18 protein-coding genes are annotated in these 16,970 nt (G+C 44.4%); 11 read left to right on the forward strand and 7 right to left on the reverse strand.

Annotated elements, in window-relative coordinates:
• Positions 1-34: 34 nt before the first annotated feature.
• Positions 35-871, forward strand: coding sequence for a DUF3667 domain-containing protein (locus ACX0G7_RS22245; RefSeq protein WP_458925731.1), 837 nt, complete (start codon positions 35-37; stop codon positions 869-871).
• A 57-nt stretch (positions 872-928) separates the two neighbouring features.
• Positions 929-1,414 carry a YkgJ family cysteine cluster protein gene (locus ACX0G7_RS22250; protein WP_458925732.1) on the forward strand — a complete coding sequence of 162 codons (486 nt, stop codon included), beginning with the start codon at positions 929-931 and terminating at the stop codon, positions 1,412-1,414.
• 139 nt (positions 1,415-1,553) lie between these two features.
• Here the strand turns inward: ACX0G7_RS22250 and ACX0G7_RS22255 are convergent, their stop codons facing one another.
• From ACX0G7_RS22255 to folK, 5 genes are all read right to left on the reverse strand, one after another.
• Positions 1,554-2,270, reverse strand: coding sequence for a DUF3307 domain-containing protein (locus ACX0G7_RS22255; RefSeq protein WP_458925733.1), 717 nt, complete (start codon positions 2,268-2,270; stop codon positions 1,554-1,556).
• A 1-nt stretch (position 2,271) separates the two neighbouring features.
• Complete coding sequence (locus ACX0G7_RS22260; RefSeq protein ID WP_458925734.1) at positions 2,272-2,889, reverse strand: SatD family protein; 618 nt, start codon at positions 2,887-2,889, stop codon at positions 2,272-2,274.
• 90 nt (positions 2,890-2,979) lie between these two features.
• Positions 2,980-4,215, reverse strand: coding sequence for an MFS transporter (locus tag ACX0G7_RS22265; protein ID WP_458925735.1), 1,236 nt, complete (start codon positions 4,213-4,215; stop codon positions 2,980-2,982).
• A 102-nt stretch (positions 4,216-4,317) separates the two neighbouring features.
• A complete protein-coding gene (locus tag ACX0G7_RS22270) occupies positions 4,318-4,950 on the reverse strand; it encodes a deoxynucleoside kinase (RefSeq protein ID WP_458925736.1) in 633 nt (210 codons plus the stop codon).
• 96 nt (positions 4,951-5,046) lie between these two features.
• Positions 5,047-5,544 carry a 2-amino-4-hydroxy-6-hydroxymethyldihydropteridine diphosphokinase gene (folK, locus tag ACX0G7_RS22275; RefSeq protein WP_458925737.1) on the reverse strand — a complete coding sequence of 166 codons (498 nt, stop codon included), beginning with the start codon at positions 5,542-5,544 and terminating at the stop codon, positions 5,047-5,049.
• Between the two features lie 66 nt (positions 5,545-5,610).
• On the opposite strand from folK, the gene sppA reads away from it, so the two are divergent.
• The 4 genes from sppA to ACX0G7_RS22295 all read left to right on the forward strand — a co-directional run bounded on the left by sppA (position 5,611) and on the right by ACX0G7_RS22295 (position 9,605).
• Complete coding sequence (gene sppA / locus ACX0G7_RS22280) at positions 5,611-7,368, forward strand: signal peptide peptidase SppA (protein WP_458925738.1); 1,758 nt, start codon at positions 5,611-5,613, stop codon at positions 7,366-7,368.
• Positions 7,369-7,431: 63 nt separating this feature from the next.
• The gene (locus tag ACX0G7_RS22285; RefSeq protein ID WP_458925739.1) at positions 7,432-8,538 is read left to right on the forward strand and encodes an ABC transporter permease; all 1,107 of its coding nucleotides are present in this window, start codon (positions 7,432-7,434) and stop codon (positions 8,536-8,538) included.
• Between the two features lie 4 nt (positions 8,539-8,542).
• Complete coding sequence (locus ACX0G7_RS22290) at positions 8,543-9,040, forward strand: SRPBCC family protein (RefSeq protein ID WP_458925740.1); 498 nt, start codon at positions 8,543-8,545, stop codon at positions 9,038-9,040.
• A gap of 52 nt (positions 9,041-9,092) precedes the next feature.
• Positions 9,093-9,605: a DUF2911 domain-containing protein gene (locus ACX0G7_RS22295; RefSeq protein ID WP_458925741.1), complete on the forward strand. Its 513-nt coding sequence runs from the start codon at positions 9,093-9,095 to the stop codon at positions 9,603-9,605.
• A 37-nt stretch (positions 9,606-9,642) separates the two neighbouring features.
• Here the strand turns inward: ACX0G7_RS22295 and bioA are convergent, their stop codons facing one another.
• Positions 9,643-10,932, reverse strand: a complete 1,290-nt coding sequence (bioA, locus tag ACX0G7_RS22300) for an adenosylmethionine--8-amino-7-oxononanoate transaminase (RefSeq protein ID WP_458925742.1) — start codon at positions 10,930-10,932, stop codon at positions 9,643-9,645.
• A gap of 153 nt (positions 10,933-11,085) precedes the next feature.
• Between bioA and ACX0G7_RS22305 the strand changes: the two genes are divergently transcribed.
• From ACX0G7_RS22305 to ACX0G7_RS22320, 4 genes are read left to right on the forward strand one after another with little or no spacing between them, the layout of a single operon-like run.
• A complete protein-coding gene (locus ACX0G7_RS22305; RefSeq protein ID WP_458925743.1) occupies positions 11,086-11,646 on the forward strand; it encodes an RNA polymerase sigma factor in 561 nt (186 codons plus the stop codon).
• Complete coding sequence (locus ACX0G7_RS22310; RefSeq protein ID WP_458925744.1) at positions 11,633-13,468, forward strand: outer membrane beta-barrel protein; 1,836 nt, start codon at positions 11,633-11,635, stop codon at positions 13,466-13,468. Before ACX0G7_RS22305 ends, ACX0G7_RS22310 begins: the two co-directional genes overlap by 14 nt.
• 48 nt (positions 13,469-13,516) lie before the next feature.
• On the forward strand, positions 13,517-14,776 hold the full coding sequence (locus tag ACX0G7_RS22315) for an LVIVD repeat-containing protein (protein ID WP_458925745.1): 1,260 nt from the start codon (positions 13,517-13,519) through the stop codon (positions 14,774-14,776).
• Positions 14,773-15,351, forward strand: a complete 579-nt coding sequence (locus ACX0G7_RS22320; protein WP_458925746.1) for a hypothetical protein — start codon at positions 14,773-14,775, stop codon at positions 15,349-15,351. The genes ACX0G7_RS22315 and ACX0G7_RS22320 overlap by 4 nt, the downstream gene beginning before the upstream one ends.
• Here ACX0G7_RS22320 and queG read toward each other — a convergent pair.
• On the reverse strand, positions 15,348-16,283 hold the full coding sequence (gene queG, locus ACX0G7_RS22325; protein WP_458925747.1) for a tRNA epoxyqueuosine(34) reductase QueG: 936 nt from the start codon (positions 16,281-16,283) through the stop codon (positions 15,348-15,350). The two genes, ACX0G7_RS22320 and queG, sit on opposite strands and share 4 nt — an antisense overlap.
• 230 nt (positions 16,284-16,513) lie before the next feature.
• Between queG and ACX0G7_RS22330 the strand changes: the two genes are divergently transcribed.
• Positions 16,514-16,970 (forward strand): sodium:solute symporter family transporter (locus tag ACX0G7_RS22330; RefSeq protein WP_458925748.1); only part of this gene is annotated, 457 nt, incomplete at its 3' end.

Here is a 16,970-nt window from a genome sequence, read left to right on the forward strand (position 1 = left end):
GATACTAGGAACCAACATATAAGAACTAACCAGCATGAGTTCATCCCATTGCCTCAACTGTGAGGCAACACTTGATGCTCCGTCCAGATTTTGTCCGCGGTGTGGACAGACTACTAACACTCACAGGCTAACGCTGGGTCATTTTTTTCATGAATTTTTTCACGCCCTTACACATGCAGACAAGGGCATCTTCCATCTATTAAAAGAACTGGCGCTGCGCCCCGGGATAGTTGCAACGGAATACATTGCCGGCAAGCGGAAAAAATATTTTAACCCCTTTTCATTTTTCCTGATCCTGATGGGGGTGTATGTGATTTCTAACAACTATTTCACAACACCCGCAAATCCGCGGCAGCCCGACACTACCGTATTGGCAGGGATCCCGACAGCCGAGGGCAAAACAGCATACCTGACAATGATGCGCCGGAGCAGTGAGATAAGCGGCTTCATGAAAAAGCACAGCAATATCCTCGCTATGTTCGCTGTGCCTCTCTTTTCTTTGTTATCATGGTTTTTCTACCGCAAGGCAGCTTATAATTATGCCGAACACCTGACTGCAAACCTGCTATTTGTCACTTTCAGCAACCTGGTTTTTACCTTGCTGATCTTTCCCCTGCACGGGCTGTTTGGAGATGGCCGTGAAACCTACAACATGTTTATTTCCCTGGGCCTGCTGCTGCAAGTGGTTTATATAACCTGGTGCTATTACCAGTTTCTGCCTGCAAAAAAAGGTTTTTCGAAATTATCCCGGGCATTTGGATTGAGCCTGCTTGGCGTAGTGCTCTGGAGCCTGGTAACCATGACTGCGATAGCGCTCTACATTTATCGCAGTCCTGCATTTGTTAAATTTTTTACCCGTATGGCTGCATAGCGCCTGGCCCTGGTTTACACGGCCGGAATCTGCCTATCTTGCACTAAATTTTGATTATTGGGTCAGGACATACTTATAAATTGGGAGAAAAAATCGGGGGAGAGAAAAAAGCTTTACAAGCAGTTTCTTGAAAGAGCCGAAAAAAACAAAGTTCTCAAACTGCTACCCGTGTTCCATGAGGAAGCATTTGAGAAAATTGATTGCCTTAAGTGTGCAAACTGCTGTAAGAACTATTCTCCCAGATTCAAGACTCCGGATATAAAAAGAATTTCCAGGCACCTGAAGCTGAAGGAAGGCGACTTCATCGAAACTTATCTGAAACTTGATGAAGATGGAGACTATGTTGCTAAAACTGCACCCTGTCCTTTCCTTGGTGATGACAATCTTTGTGGTATATACGATCAGCGTCCTTCTGACTGTGTCCGTTTCCCTTACACTGATGAAGATGTTATCCTGAAACGCCCGGCATTAACCAATAAAAATCTGACTTTCTGCCCGATCACTTATTATGTTGTTGAAAAGCTCATGGCCAGCCTGAAGTAGGGCACGATCATAAGCGGCATGGTCCAACCATGGAAGAAATCAAAGCTATACGAAATCAGAGCCATGGGAAATCAAAGCTATGCGAAATCAGAGCTGTGGGATAAAAGCTATACGAAATCAAAGCAATGGGAAATCAAAGCTACAGGAAATGACTTGCTATAAGCCCGGTAACGATGGCAAGTATGAAGCTTAGCAATGTTCCGATCAACACATACTCAGTCAGTTTTGTGTCTTTAGCCTCGGTAAGGTCACCAAAGCGGAAGATTGATTTTGCACCGAGGAGGAACCCGATACCTTCCCACCTGTTTAGCAAAATAAAGATAACTATCAGGAAGCGCTCCATGATGCCGATAAGCTGACCGGCATTTTCAAGTGATTCAACTTCCGTCATGATCTTTCCGGGTGATGACCTGGGAGACCATCTTGATATAACTACTTTGATCAGGAAGGATGCCGGGCTCATGATGAATAACATGGCAAACACAACAGCAAGTACACGCTTATCTGACAGTAGCGAAATGTCAAACTTCACACCCTGGTATAGTCCGCAGCACACAAATAATACCAGCACATGAAGCAGCTGGTCGGCAATGAACCAGGTCCGTTTCGTTTCCTCTTTCTGAAACTGCAGTTTACATCCGTCAATCAACAGGTGGAGCAAGGTTATAACCAGTGCATATTTCCAGAAAGCGGGATCTGCCGTAAGCAGCATCATCAATACGAAATGTATCAGGGAGTGTACATATAAAAAAGGCGAGCGCCACTTTTGCAGTTCTTTCTGATAAACCAGGGCCCTGGTCTGCGTAAAAAAATCTCCGATAAGATGTGCGATAAGTAGTTGAAGTAACAATACCATTTCAGCCTGATTGTTCGGTTAAATGTTCCCTGAAATATTTCTCCAGTTCCAGAATTTCTTCAAGATGAGCCCTGGTTTGTCTTTCGCTTACTGATGACTGTGTCCGTTTGATTTTCTTGCCCAATTCTTTCTGGGAAAGATCACGAAAACGTAAGGAAAGGTCTGTCAGCTGGGCTGACCCGGGGCTCCAGGTATCCATAGCTATCGAAGCAAGACTGATCATCAGGTTTAGTTGCCGGTCGGTGCGGGGCCACGGGCTTCGGATTGCTAAACGTTGTTTGATCTTCTTCAATTCTTCAAACTTCTCGCCTGAATTCACAAAAGCTTCGCCATTCGATTCACTGATGCGGGCTGCAACATAGGTTTTTTTTCCGATGCCGATCGCCATTCTCACGTCAAGGCCTTTGACCGATTTTATAGCAGCTTTAATTTTCAGGGCCACCATGAACGATTCTGACGGCTTTTCCAGTTCCAACTGAAAACTATCTCCCCTGAAAATCTCCCACGATTTGGGTGACTTCCCATATTGTGACAGGATCTTTTTCAAAGGCACCAGCCATGTTTTCTGGTCCGTAACCTTGCGGGAATTAATAATATCGCCTGTAATGACACTGATCATAATCTGTTCAAATATCGGCTAATTAGTCGATATATCCAAAAATCGGCTGTTTCGCCGATAATATAGAATATCGGCTTTTTTGCCGATATTTTAATATTCCATTTTTCGCAGCGAGGGCGCAAGCAACCAGGTAATCAGCACAACGATGAGCGTCATACAGCCTCCGAATACAATAGAGGGGGCGGCACCCATTATCCTGGAAGTGAAACCACTTTCGAACATCCCAAGTTCATTGCTTGAGTTGATAAACATCGAGTTTACAGAGGAAACCCTGCCCCTCATATTGTCGGGCGTAGTCAACTGAAATATTGTGCCCCGGATAATCATACTGACGCCATCCAGCATACCAGCTACCATCAGCACAGCAAAGGAAATCCAGTATACATCGGAAAGTCCGAAACCAATGATACAGATCCCGAAACCGCCGACAGCGATCAATAATCGTTTTCCCTGTTTTTTTCGCATCGGGAAAAATGTCATCAGCATGATACTTATTACCGCACCAAGGTCAGTCGCCGCATTCAGCCATCCAAAACCAACGGGCCCCACTTTAAGTATACTATGTGCAACTTCCGGTATCAATGCAACTGCACCGCCAAAAAGGACGGCAAAAAGATCAAGTGAAATGGCTCCCAGCAATATTTTATGATTCAGGACATATAAGAGTCCTTCTTTCACGCTTGCCAGTGCTTTTGCATTGGGATCTTTGTTGACCACCGGTAGCTTTTCAACCAGAGAAATGCTGCAAGCCGCAATGATCACATAAGCGAGTATGATATAAAAAGTCTGATGTACACCAAACCAGGCAATAAAAAATCCACCTGAAGCGTGGCCAAGTATAGATGCAGAAAGCCAGCTGGATGAAGTAATATTGGCCGCAAACTGCAGGCGTTCCCTCGGTATCAGCTGGGCCACTATCGCCGAAGACGTAGGCCCTACAAACGCCCTGATGATACCCGTGCAAAAGATAACGGCATAATAGAGGTATTGCAAATCCGGCCCGTCGATGCGATCTTCCACCCAGCTTGTGGTGAGCATGATCATTGCCAATACACAAACAGCATATGACGATATTCCTTTCAATAGCAACGATCGTTTATCGGATCTGTCGATCTGGTGACCGGCATAAAGCGAAAGCGCAAACGCGGGAATAAATTCTGACAGCCCTACAAGGCCAATTGCAAATGAGCTCTGTGTTAACTGGAACAGCTTATAGCCGACAACAGTCGAAACCATGCGCAAAGCCATAATCAGGAAAAAGCGGCAGATAATAAATTTTCTGAAGGCCGGTGACTCCAGTGGTGAAAGACTCCTTGGAAACGACATGTTATCCGCAAAAATAAGGTACAATCACTTAACAGCACTTCTGTCATTAAAACCAGTAAGGATATTTATAGTTTGATTAACCGCCGGTGACGCATGTTCGAATCATGGGAGGGTGAAATAATGCTGTCCGGGTTCGTAGTCATGTTCAAGTGCCTCTGTAATAACCTTCAGATGATTCGGATTGCCGAGAAAGTCGGCATTGGAAGCATCGATGATCAACGTTTTCATATTATGTTGCCGGATATACTGGAGATAGGTTTCCTGTATGTCCGAAAGGTAGCTGTCTGGTATAGCCTGTTCATACACCCGGTTACGCTTCCTGATGTTTTGTTGCAGTTTGCTTACGGGTGCATGGAGGTAAATAAGTATATCTGGCTGCGTCAATTGCTGATGGATGATCTCGAATAACTTTTGATAGAGTCTGAATTCTTCGTCCGGTAAAGTGACCTTTGCGAACAGTAAACACTTTGTGAACAGGTAGTCTGTGATGGTGATGTTTTGGAAAAGATCTTTTGTGTGAATAAGATCTTTTAATTGTTTATAGCGTTCGGCCATAAAAAACAGCTCAACCGGGAAGGCATATTGTTTTGGATTTTCATAAAACTTGGCCAGGAAAGGGTTATCCGCAAATTCCTCCACAATAAGCCTTGCATCATAATGTTTCGCGAGCATATGTGCCAGTGTTGTTTTGCCCGCCCCGATATTGCCTTCAATAGTAATAAAGTGATAATTCATCAGCCGTCAAAATAACATAAAGGCCTTCAGATAAAACTTGAATAGTACTTAATGTGGATAAAAACAACCCGCGGTATCACGATGATAATTCTATTTTCATTCACCGACTGCAGCCGTATATATAGTTGCCTGTAAAGGATCCCTGCATTCTTCCAGCAACTGTCTGATGGTTTTATTAAACACAGGATGGATGAAGCCGGGATTAATGTTATCCATTGGCGCAAGTGCAAATCGTCTTTCCTGTAAAAGGGGATGCGGAACTTTAAGACGTGGATCAGAAATAATCTCGTTACCGTAGAACAGAATATCAATATCGATCAGGCGCGGCCCGTTTTTTTCAAGCCGGATCCTGCCAAGTTCAAGCTCAATGTCCAGGATCAGATCCAAAAGTCTGGTTGCGGGGTAAGCAGTGTCAATTTCCACGGCCTGGTTCAGGAATGAGTCCTGTTCGGTGATTCCCCAGGCAGCGGTTTCATAAATGGCAGAACAACGCCTGATTCTCCCGGTACGGCTGGCAATCAGGCCTAAAGCATTGCCAAGATTTTCCACCCGATTTCCCAGGTTACCGCCCATCAAGAGGTACACATTGTCCATAATCCCTATATTGTAATGATAATCGTTTCAAATATCTTTGAATTTGTCTAATAAATTACAGAAAGAATGAATACCTTCTTTAAAGTGTTTTTTGCCTCGCTTCTTGCACTGGTTGTTTTTACGATCATCGGCTTTTTTGTTCTTACAGGGGTGGTGTCGGCAATCACGTCGGGTGACGATGTAAGAACCGGTAGCAGGGCAGTACTTGTACTTGACCTTTCGCAAAATTATCCTGAAATATCTACTCCCAATCCACTGTCGGGATTCAGTGATGGAGAGAACTACGATGTGCCTTCCCTTTCTGATGTCATCAGGCTCATTCAAAAAGCAAAATCAGACTCCGCTGTTAAGGGAATGTATATCAACTGCGGTGGTAATGCAAATGGTTTTGCAAATAACAATGAACTCAGGAATGCGGTGATTGATTTCAGGAAATCTTCAAAATTTGTTTACGCTTATGGCGATGTGATCTCACAGAATGCATATCATGTTGCGTCAGTTGCTGACAGGGTCTATTGCAATCCTCATGGCGGGCTTGACTGGAGTGGCTTCGTTATGCAGATGGCATATCTTAAAGGGACGCTTCAAAAACTTGAAATTGAACCGCAGATATTTTATGCAGGCAAATTCAAATCTGCGACTGAGCCTTTCCGTGAGACAAAAATGACCGAGCCAAACCGAATCCAGGTAACAGAATTGTTAGGCGATCTGTATGGAGAGTTTTTACAACAGGTGAGTGATTCGAGGAAGATTGACACAGCAGAGCTCAGACGTTTCGCCGTTCAGAGTGTTATCCGGTTTCCCGGCGACGCATTGAAAAACCGCCTGGTGGACGGACTCAAATATGATGATGAAGTAAAAAATGAAATCAGGTCGAAGCTCAACATCGGGACCACTGAAAAAATCAACTTTATTTCTATATCCAAATATGCAGCTGCGGTTTCGATCCGTAAATCTGCACCGGATAGAATCGCCATTATATATGCAGCAGGCAACATCATTGACGGCAAAGGGGACAGATCAAATATTGGCGGTGATACTTATCGCAACCTGATCCGTAAGGCCAGGATGGATAAAAGCATTAAGGCAATTGTGCTCCGTGTAAATTCAGGTGGCGGCAGCGCGCTGGCAAGCGAAAACATCTGGCGCGAGTTGGTTCTTGCAAAAAAAGATAAACCCGTTGTGGTGAGTTTTGGCGATGTTGCCGCCTCTGGTGGATATTATATTGCCGCACCTGCAAACGCTATTTACGCCCAGCCAAATACCATCACCGGTTCTATCGGGGTATTTGCCGTTGTGCCAAACATGCAGAAGTTCTTTAACAATAAGCTCGGCATGACCTTCGACGCCGTTAAAACCGCGCCGGATGCTGATGCCGGCTCCATTGTTCAACCACTTACACCTAGCCAGCAAAGATATTTCCAGGAAAGTGTAGATAGCATTTATACCACGTTCAAGAGCCGGGTTGCAGAAGGGCGGAACATGACGATGGAAACAGTTGACAGCCTTGGACAGGGCCGTGTCTGGAGCGGAAGTCGTGCGTTACAGCTCGGACTGATTGATAAAATCGGTGGCTTACAGGAAGCGTTAGCCGGCGCCGCTGAACTTGCAAAACTTAAAGAATACGGTCTGCGGGAATATCCCGAACCCCAGAATTTTCTCGAATATTTTTTGGGTTCGAGGGAGGAGTCGATGAAAAACGAAGCCATTTCGAAAGAACTGGGAGAGGCAGGCTTGAAGACTTACAACGCGGTGAAATCTTTAAAATCAATGATAGGGGTCAGCCAGGCAAGGATACCTTTTGAATTTCAGATACAGCAATAAGATAGACAGACGAGCAAAGCGAACGATGAATGTTCTCCGACAGATTTACTACTAACCCCAATTATGCCTTCAGATTATAACCAGTTCAGAGCCATGATGGCCATAACAAGGGCCAGCCTAAAAGCCATTTTCAGAAGCCCGAGTGCAGTCATCTTCAGTTTTGCTTTTCCATTTGTTTTTATCCTGGTTTTCGGTTTCCTCGGAAGTGGAGGAAGACTGTCGATGCGTGTAGCCTTTGCAGAGAATACAGACACCGTAAATATTTTGTACCCCATTTTGAAAGGAGTCAGCGGCCTTAATATTATTTCAAAGCCGAAAAAAGAACTCCAGGAGGACCTCGAGAAAGGGAGACTTACTGCTATCATCGATATTCAGAAATCAGGTGTGGCCTCCAAAGAATTTGTTGTTCAGCTTACCAGTTCAGATGCAGCTAATCCACAAAATATCCAGGTATTAAGATCCATACTGGACGGCATCATCAAAGGAATAAACGAGAAAGTATACACTCAGTCGCCTACTTACGCTACCGTTAGCAATGACGTCAAAAAGATCCCGGGTCGCGTTTATCGTACGATTGATTTTATCCTGCCGGGACAGCTTGGTTTTTCATTGCTAAGCTCAGGTGTTTTCGGGGTGGCCTTTATTTTTTTCAACCTGAGACAGACACTCGTATTAAAACGATTCTTTGCAACGCCCATACGTCGGGGTTATATCGTATTTGGAGAAGGGTTAAGCCGGGTTATCTTCCAATTGATCACCGCAGTTACTATCTTGTTGTTTGGCCATTTCTTTTTCAACTTTACGCTGGTACATGGCTGGATAACTTTTATTGAGCTGCTGGCGCTAAGCTTTGTGGGTCTTGTTGTCTTTATGGGCTTCGGGTTTATAGTCAGTGGCGTCGCAAAAAATGAAAGCACCATCCCACCACTCGCCAACCTGTTTACTTTGCCCCAGTTTTTGCTGGCGGGAACTTTTTTTTCCATAGATAATTTTCCCGTTTGGTTACAACCTTTTTGCCGCGTTTTACCTCTTACTCATCTGAACGATGCCATGAGGAACGTCGCTTTTGAAGGGGCCCATCTTACGGATTGTGGTAAACAATTAGGAGTTCTTGGGATCTGGGCCTTATTATCTTATGCACTTGCCATAAAAGTGTTTAAATGGGAATAGTGTTATGAGAGTAATAAAACTGGGCGTCATAAGTATTATCGTATTCGGAATAATTGTTTACCTGTTTTCGCTATTTATTCCGTCACATGTTCGTATCTCCCGCGCCATGACCATCGCAAAATCAAAAGCGGACATCGCTGCATACCTTGCTGATATGCGCACCTGGTCCGAATGGAATGTGATGATTACTTCGCAGGACAGCGTTGGCAGCTTTGAAAAAAACAGGTATAACTCGTCGAAGCTTAAAGTTGAAATGCTTAAAGTAACGGAAGATTCACTTATCACGAGTTGGAAGCATCAAAGTTCGGATCCGGTCAATAGCGGCTTTTATCTGGTACAGTCTTTGTCTGATACAACTGTTGCGCAGTGGTATTTTGACTTTCATCTCGATTGGTATCCCTGGGAGAAATTTGGCAGTATTATTTTTGATCAGCAACTTGGTCCACCTATGGAAAAATCACTGCTGAATCTGAAAAATAATTTAGAAAATCAGCCCAGGTAGCAAACTTTTTCTCAAAGGAATTTTCTTTCACTAATAAATAAAAATAAGCTGTATGAAGCGTTTAATGTTTTTATCAGGAGTGCTCTTGCTAAATGTAGCAATAGCTTTTGGCCAGGCCGATAAATCAAGCAGACCAAGTCCCCCTGCCACTGCTACGGGAAAAACTGCTGGTGGAGCAACCATCAAAATTGACTATTCTCAGCCTTCAGTAAAAGGAAGAACAGTTGGTGGTGATGTTGCACCTAATGGGAAAGTATGGAGAGCCGGAGCAAATGAAGCGACAATCATTGAGGTTGACAAGGAGGTAACTATCGAAGGCAAAAAAGTTCCTGCCGGCAAGTATAGCCTGTTTGCAATTCCCGGAGACAAAGAATCCACTATTATCATCAACAAGGAAACAGGTCAGTGGGGCACACAGTATAAAGAAGCGCAGGACCTGGTTAGGGTAATGGCTAAAACTGAAAAAGCGCCATCCTTCACCGAAAAGCTTACCTATGTTGTTGGTAACGATGGTAAGGTATCCCTGCTTTGGGGTGACAAAGCTTATGTATTTAACGTGAAGTAATTCCGTAAAAAGTTTATTCGTCATGCCCGTTGTTAACTCAACGGGCATTTTTTTGGAGTAAGCCTGTTATGATATCATATACCCTCTCCAGTTCGTCTGCTGTGATGCAATAGGGAGGCATCAGGTAAATCGTATTGCCCAGCGGCCGGATAAAAATAAACTGCTCAAAGGCCGCTCTGGTTAGCGCAGCCGCTGACTGGTTGAGATAATTTTTTTCAGTACTGTTAATTTCAAAAGCAACGATGGTTCCAAGTATCCTGAAATTTTGCAGGAGATTCTCTGGTAAACCGGCTTCCGCAAGTTTTTTTCCGAACCCGAGATGTTTTTCATGTATCATCTTAATCTGATCCTGGCAGCTTTTTTCTGTCAGCAGATCAAGGCTGGCGAGCGCTGCTGAACATGCGATAGGATTTGCCGTAAAAGAATGGCCATGAAAAAAGGTCTTCGAGCGGTCGTCAGTCAGGTAAGCATTATGAACGTCTGCAGTGCAGGCCGTTACTCCGAGTGCCATGGTGCCACCTGTAAGTCCTTTGCTGAGGCAGATTATATCCGCCCTGGTCTGAATATTTTCCCCCGCAAACATGGTCCCGGTACGGCCAAAGCCCGTCAGCACTTCGTCCGCTATACAGATTATTTCTTTTGACCTGATGTATTGCAGAAACAGGTCCATAGCAGCAGGTTCGTACATGTTCATTCCGCCTGCTCCCTGTAACAGTGGCTCGTAAATGAAACACGCCGCTTCCAGGCCATGTTCATCAATGATCTTTTTATTTCGCTCAAGATTATTTTCTGTCGGAATTTCGAGGTAGATCACCTCGAACATATAAGCTTCAAATGCTGCATTGAATACACTTTTGCCGCTAACACTCATCGCACCAAAAGTATCACCGTGATAGGCATCCCGGAAGGCCAGGATTTTTGTCCGGTTAAATGCAGATTTGTTCCACCAGAACTGCACCGCCATTTTTATAGCCACCTCAACTGCCGTGGACCCGTTGTCTGAATAGAAGATCTTGGTAAAGTTGCCCGGTAAAAGAGGCAGCAGGCGTTCAGCCAGTTGCACTGCGGGTTCATGCGTAAAACCTGCGAAAATGACCTGCTCCAGCTCTAGCGCCTGGCGATAGATCTTTTCAGCGATATAGGGATGGCTATGCCCGTGAATGGTTACCCACCAACTGCTGATACAATCCAGGTAACGGTTACCGTCAGCGCCTACAAGATAGGCTCCTTCGCCCTTCACGATCGGCACGGGGGCGGCCATTGATTTTTGAGGGGTATAAGGATGCCATATTACCTTTTTATCCCGTTCAGAAAGATTATTTCCCATTCAGCGTCAAAGATAACCACAGAAATAATGTAAGTGCAGGACGAAGTCAAAGTCATTGATTTGGAGAGAAGTTAGTTGTAAATTGGCGCCCCGGAAGAATACGGGGATGATGCAACGATCGGTGATTAATATTTGTCAATCGCAAACTTGGAGATGAATTATCAAAGACTGGTAAAAGATTGTTTAAAGGGACGTCCTGAAGCACAGCGGGAGTTATATGAGCATTTCGCTGAAGGGATGCTTGCTGTCTGTTACCGGTATACCAAATCTATGACCGATGCTGAAGATGTTTTACAGGAAGGATTTATTAAAGTGTTCAGAAATCTGCATCAATACAAGTCGGAAGGGGAATTGGGGGGTTGGATCAGGCGCATTATGGTCAACACCGCATTAAATTATCTCAAACAAAATAGCCGGTACCAGGGAGACCTTTCTTTTCTCGACAATACCATGCACCCGGTAACGAACGATAATCCTGAAATGCGGCTCAATGCGAAAGACCTGGCGGAAATGATCAGGCAGTTACCAACAGGTTATCAGACTATATTCAACATGCATGCGGTGGAAGGCTACACCCATGTTGAGATCGGTAAATTACTCGGAATAAATGAAGGCACTTCCAGATCGCAATATTCGAGGGCTCGGGCGCTTCTGATAAGCTGGCTGAAAATTCATTCTGAAGAAACAAAAAAGGAGAATTATGTCCGACCATGATTTTGAAAAACGGGTGAAGGAAAAAATGGATGAACTTAAGTTCACGCCATCGGATGCTGTTTGGCAGGCTGTGCAGATGGAGATCCGGAAAGACAAACCACGGCGCCGTGGCTGGATCCTTATTCCCTTGCTGGTGGCCGGTCTGGGGTTTGCGGGTTATTTCATTTTTAGCGATAATAAACCGGGTTTATATAGTTCAAATCAAAAAGACAACTCTACCAACCAGACAGAATCCTCCACATCCGCATCTTCAAAAGTACCCGGTAGCAATGCAGGTTCTTCTTCAACAACAGGTGATTCCCGAAATCATCGTTCCCCTGAACCTGGCCCGGGTCAGCAGGGGTCTGCCGGTCAATCTGAAAAAGTAGCGGAAGATAATACCGCCCGCCTTAAGGACCCGTTGGATCCTACCGTCCCGGCGACTTCCGTTGAGCAAGGAAATTCTGGCAACGACGATAACACTAAGGCTGAGAATAGTCGGATTACAAAGGCTGGCAATAGTGCGCCGGTAAACGCAGGTAGTGGTGAAAAAACAAATGCTGCAAATACTGAGAGAACCAGTGCCGGCAACATTGAGAAAAATAATATGCCCAATGCCGGTGTGCAGGAAACACAAGAACCGCCTTCAGCCGGTTCTTTGACTGGTGTTAAAAACCGCGGAGCAAAAAGTAAGAATAAGAATGTGCTCGGGGATGGGTCCAAAACGGCTCCTGGTCTGATAGCCGGAGAAGCAAATGCCCGGGCAGGAAATCAGGCTGCACTTCCTCAATCTTCAGGGACCAAACAACAACAACAATCATCAGCGCCCAAACAAGAACCTCAATCAGCAGCGAACAAACTAGAGCAACCTCAATCGTCAGCCAACAAACAAGAACCTCAATCAGCAGCGAACAAACAACACCCTGATCTTTCCCGTCACGACAGTCTCGGCCAGGTTGCAGTTATTGCTGATCAGCATCAACTGGCCACCCCCGATTCTTCGGTTGTTGCCAAGCCATCAGTTAGTACCGCGTTGAACCCGGATTCTGGCAACACCTCCGCAAGCAAACTTGTCAAAAGCCGGAAAAACAACAAGCGATGGGACTGGGGACTTAATATATCAGGCGGAGTATCGAATATTAACGAGGGTTCGCTTACTGGTGTCCTTAAATCGAGCCATATGGCTGACGCTGCTTCGAATGCCCAGTCATCCGGTAATTCAAATTTCTTATTCGCCCCTTCGATATCCGGGCTGCCACCTGCAAGATCATCAGAAGTAAACGCCGGGCCATATTTTTCAGTCGGCGGTTTTGTTACGAAGCAGTTGTCCCGCACTTTCTCTATTACCGCTGCGCTGCAATACAGCCAGTTTAATACTGTTATAAAAGTCGGATACCGTGTAGACAGTTCAAGACTTGTAAACAATGGATCGCAGATAATGAATGTGGCCCGTTATTATCGTGCCGACGAGAATAGTAAATTCGCAAACAAATATCATTTCATTGAATTGCCTCTTACCTTAAGCACCCGCATCACTGGTAATAAGTCAATCCCCGTTTTCTGGAATGCTGGTGTGCACCTTTCACAACTGATAGGAAGCAATGCCCTCGTATTTGACAGTGGTACGGGTGTATATTACCAGGACAAATCCACTTTAAACAAAACGCAGCTGGGCTTATCTACCGGATTTACCTTCGGCCTCTTTGGGAAAAGCAAAGTTCCTGTACTACTTGGGCCGACAGTGAGATATAATGCAAGTCAAATGTTCAATAAAGATATCCTGGATGGTAATCATTTGATATCAGCCGGGATTGACCTGAGGATACTATTGAATAAAAAATAAGTGCAACGCAAACAGTGGTTTTGTTGTCAGCTATAAAAATGCTGTTTTATGTTAAAAACATACATACCACTCCGGACATTGTTCAGCCTTGTGTTTTTTATCTTCCTGCTAAGCAGTTGCATGAAGGACAAGCTAACTAAAACCTACACAATCTATTCGCCGGTATATAAAACAAAACAGGAAGTATTAGCTTCCGTTAAATTTGCTGAACCTCAGACAATTTCTTCGCCCGGTAAGATTTACATCCTAGGTAAATATATATTTCTGAATGAACTCAACAAGGGTGTGCATGTGATTGACAATGCAAACGCATCCTCCCCAAAGGTTATCGGATTTATAAATATACCCGGCAACGTTGATATTGCAGTCAAAGGAAACATACTGTATGCAGATATGTATGCCGATCTTTTAACGATCGACATAAGTGATCCGACAAAAACAAAACTGTTGAAAACGCTTCCTAAATTATTTCCTGAACGATTCTATGGCCTGGGTTACACAACGGACACTTCTAAGATAATTGTTGACTGGATCAGGAAAGATACAACTGTTGATATCGACGACCAGATGAATTATGGTGGATGTCCTAATTGTATGTATGCCTCCGCCAGTGCCAGTGCTGATAAATCAAGTTCCGCATCCCCTGCGGGCATCGGTGGATCAATGGCACGGTTCACCATCGTCAATAACCACATGTATACCGTTGGAGAGTCTGATCTCAGCGTGTTGTCTATTTCCAATACTGTAGACCCGGTTTTAGTAGGCACCCAAAAAATCGGAATGAACATTGAAACGATATATCCCTTCAAAAATAAACTGTTCATTGGATCTTCTGCGGGGATGTTTATCTATAGCATCAACGATCCTTCCAAACCATCAAGGGAATCATCATTCTCTCATGCAAGAGCCTGCGATCCGGTTATTGCTGATGATAATTATGCTTATGTCACCTTAAGAACCGGTACCTGGTGCGCAGGTACCACTAACACGCTGGATGTAATTGACATCGCAAACATCAGCGCCCCGAGGCTTGTGAAAACATACCAGTTAAAAAATCCTCACGGACTTTCAAAAGATGGCGATCTCCTGTTTATTTGTGATGGTTCTGACGGACTTAAACTGTATAATGCCGCTAATGTAAACGACCTGAAATTGTTGGACCACGTTAAGGACCTGGAGACTTATGACGTAATCGCCTGGAATAAGTTACTTATGGTTGTTTCCAGGACCGGCTTACATCAATATGATTACAGCGATGGAAAAACAATGCGTTTGTTAAGCACCCTCCAGATAAATAAGAAACCATGAGAAGGAGCATAACCCCACTATTGTTGTGCGTCATATTGTTTAATAACCCGATGGCATATGGACAGGAGAAAGTAAAGTATCACGCGCAAAACTATGTCGGCCTTCTTGAGGGTGAGGCAAATGGCGCTTTTCAACTGCAAACTATACATGGTGTTCAATATAGGAATTGGTATGGGGCAGGAGGAGTTGGTCTTGATTATTATATGTATCGTTCGATCCCGGTATTTTTTTCACTAAACAGGAACATCGTCTTAAATAAAAGAACGTTTTTTGTTTCCGGAGATATCGGTACTAATTTTCCGTGGGTACAGGAACAATCATCCAATTTTTGGGGGGGTATTACAACGGAGGACTTTTCACCGGGACTGTATTGGGCCGCCGGCCTGGGTTATAAAGCCTTTTTCAAAAATAAGTCGGATGCTATACTTATCAACCTCGGTTATTCATTCAAACGCCTGGAACAGGAAATCTCAACCTCGGGTGGATTTTGTGCTGACCCTCCATGCACGGTTGATGTCACTAAATATGACTATAGGCTAAATAGAATTTCGTTAAGGCTGGGCTGGCAGTTTTAATTATTATCATCTGATGACAGAAATTTCAGGTTCCGCTGCAAACCTTTCAACTTGGCCCTTTTGATCGGAGAATGGCGGAAAAGCCTGCTGAAGGACTCTTCAGTTAATCCTTCCCAGTCACTGGTGGTGAAGTTAAGTATACCGGGAATAGGGTTAAATTTCTGCTCAGCTGCCGGTTTGGAAAATCGGTTCCAGGGACAAACGTCCTGGCAGATATCACAGCCGAAGGCCCAATTATCAAATCTGCCATTCATCTCCTCTGGTATCAACATCTCTTTTAGCTCAATGGTAAAATAAGAAATGCATTTACTTCCATTCACCACCTTGTCTCCGCTGATTGCTTCGGTGGGACATGCCTCTATACATTTTGTACAGCTTCCGCAAAAGTCCTTGGCATAAGGATCGTCATATACCAGTTCCACGTCCACAATGAGCGTGCAGATAAAAAAGAATGAACCACCACTTTTTGTTATCAGGTTGCCGTTTTTTCCTATCCACCCAAGGCCACTGCGGGTTGCCCAGGCCCTTTCGAGCACCGGTGCAGAATCAACAAATCCCCGTCCCTGTATATTACCCATCTTCTCACGCATCCTGTTTAATAATACATTGAGCTTTTCCCTGATCACTTCGTGATAGTCTTCACCATATGCGTATTTGGAGATTTTTGGTGAGCCGTTATTCTCCTGCAATTCGGAGGGATAATAGTTAAGCATCAGTGTGATCACCGATTTTGCACCTGGCACGAGCCTGGTCGGATCAACCCTGAGTTCAAAATGATTTGCCATGTATTGCATGCTTCCATGCATACCCTTGTTTAACCAGGCTTCCAGCCGCCTGGCATCCTCATTGAGCCTTTCTGCCCTGGCAATGCCGCAATGATCAAAACCAAGTTCGGTTGCCCATTGCTTCAGAATCATCGTATGTGATTCCATATTCCTCACGGTTCAAACACTTTCAGATTTTTAGATAGGCAAAGTTAAAAGAATATACTCAGAGCCGGCCGGGATCAGCGGGCAATGTAAAATGTGCATAATGTACCTATTTCCTGCTAAATTATATCCTCCAGGCCATCAACTTCCGAAAGCAGGTATTTTTCAACACGCTTGCCATAACTTCAATCACAATTTTTACTATATTAACCGCTTAAACGATTTAACAGCTTATGAAGAATGCACTGGATTTTAAAGATATCATAGTCTTTATGATATATTTTGTGATAGTTGCAGGTTACGGTTACTGGATTTATCAAAGAAAAAAGAAAGCTTCAGTAGGGACCAAAGATTTTTTTCTTGCCGAAGGTTCTCTCACCTGGTGGGCAATCGGAGCTTCACTGATTGCATCAAATATTTCCGCCGAACAATTTATCGGCATGTCCGGATCGGGTTTTAAGATGGGCCTTGCCATCGCTACCTATGAGTGGATGGCGGCAGCAAGTCTCGTAATTGTTGCAGTATTTTTTATCCCGGTATATCTAAAAAATAAGATTTATACAATGCCGCAGTTTCTTAACCAGCGGTACAACGGAACGGTGAGCCTTATCATGGCCATATTCTGGTTATTTCTTTATGTGGTTGTGAACCTGATGTCCATCCTGTACCTCGGTGCGCTGGCTGTGAGTG

This window comes from Flavitalea antarctica, assembly GCF_054461535.1.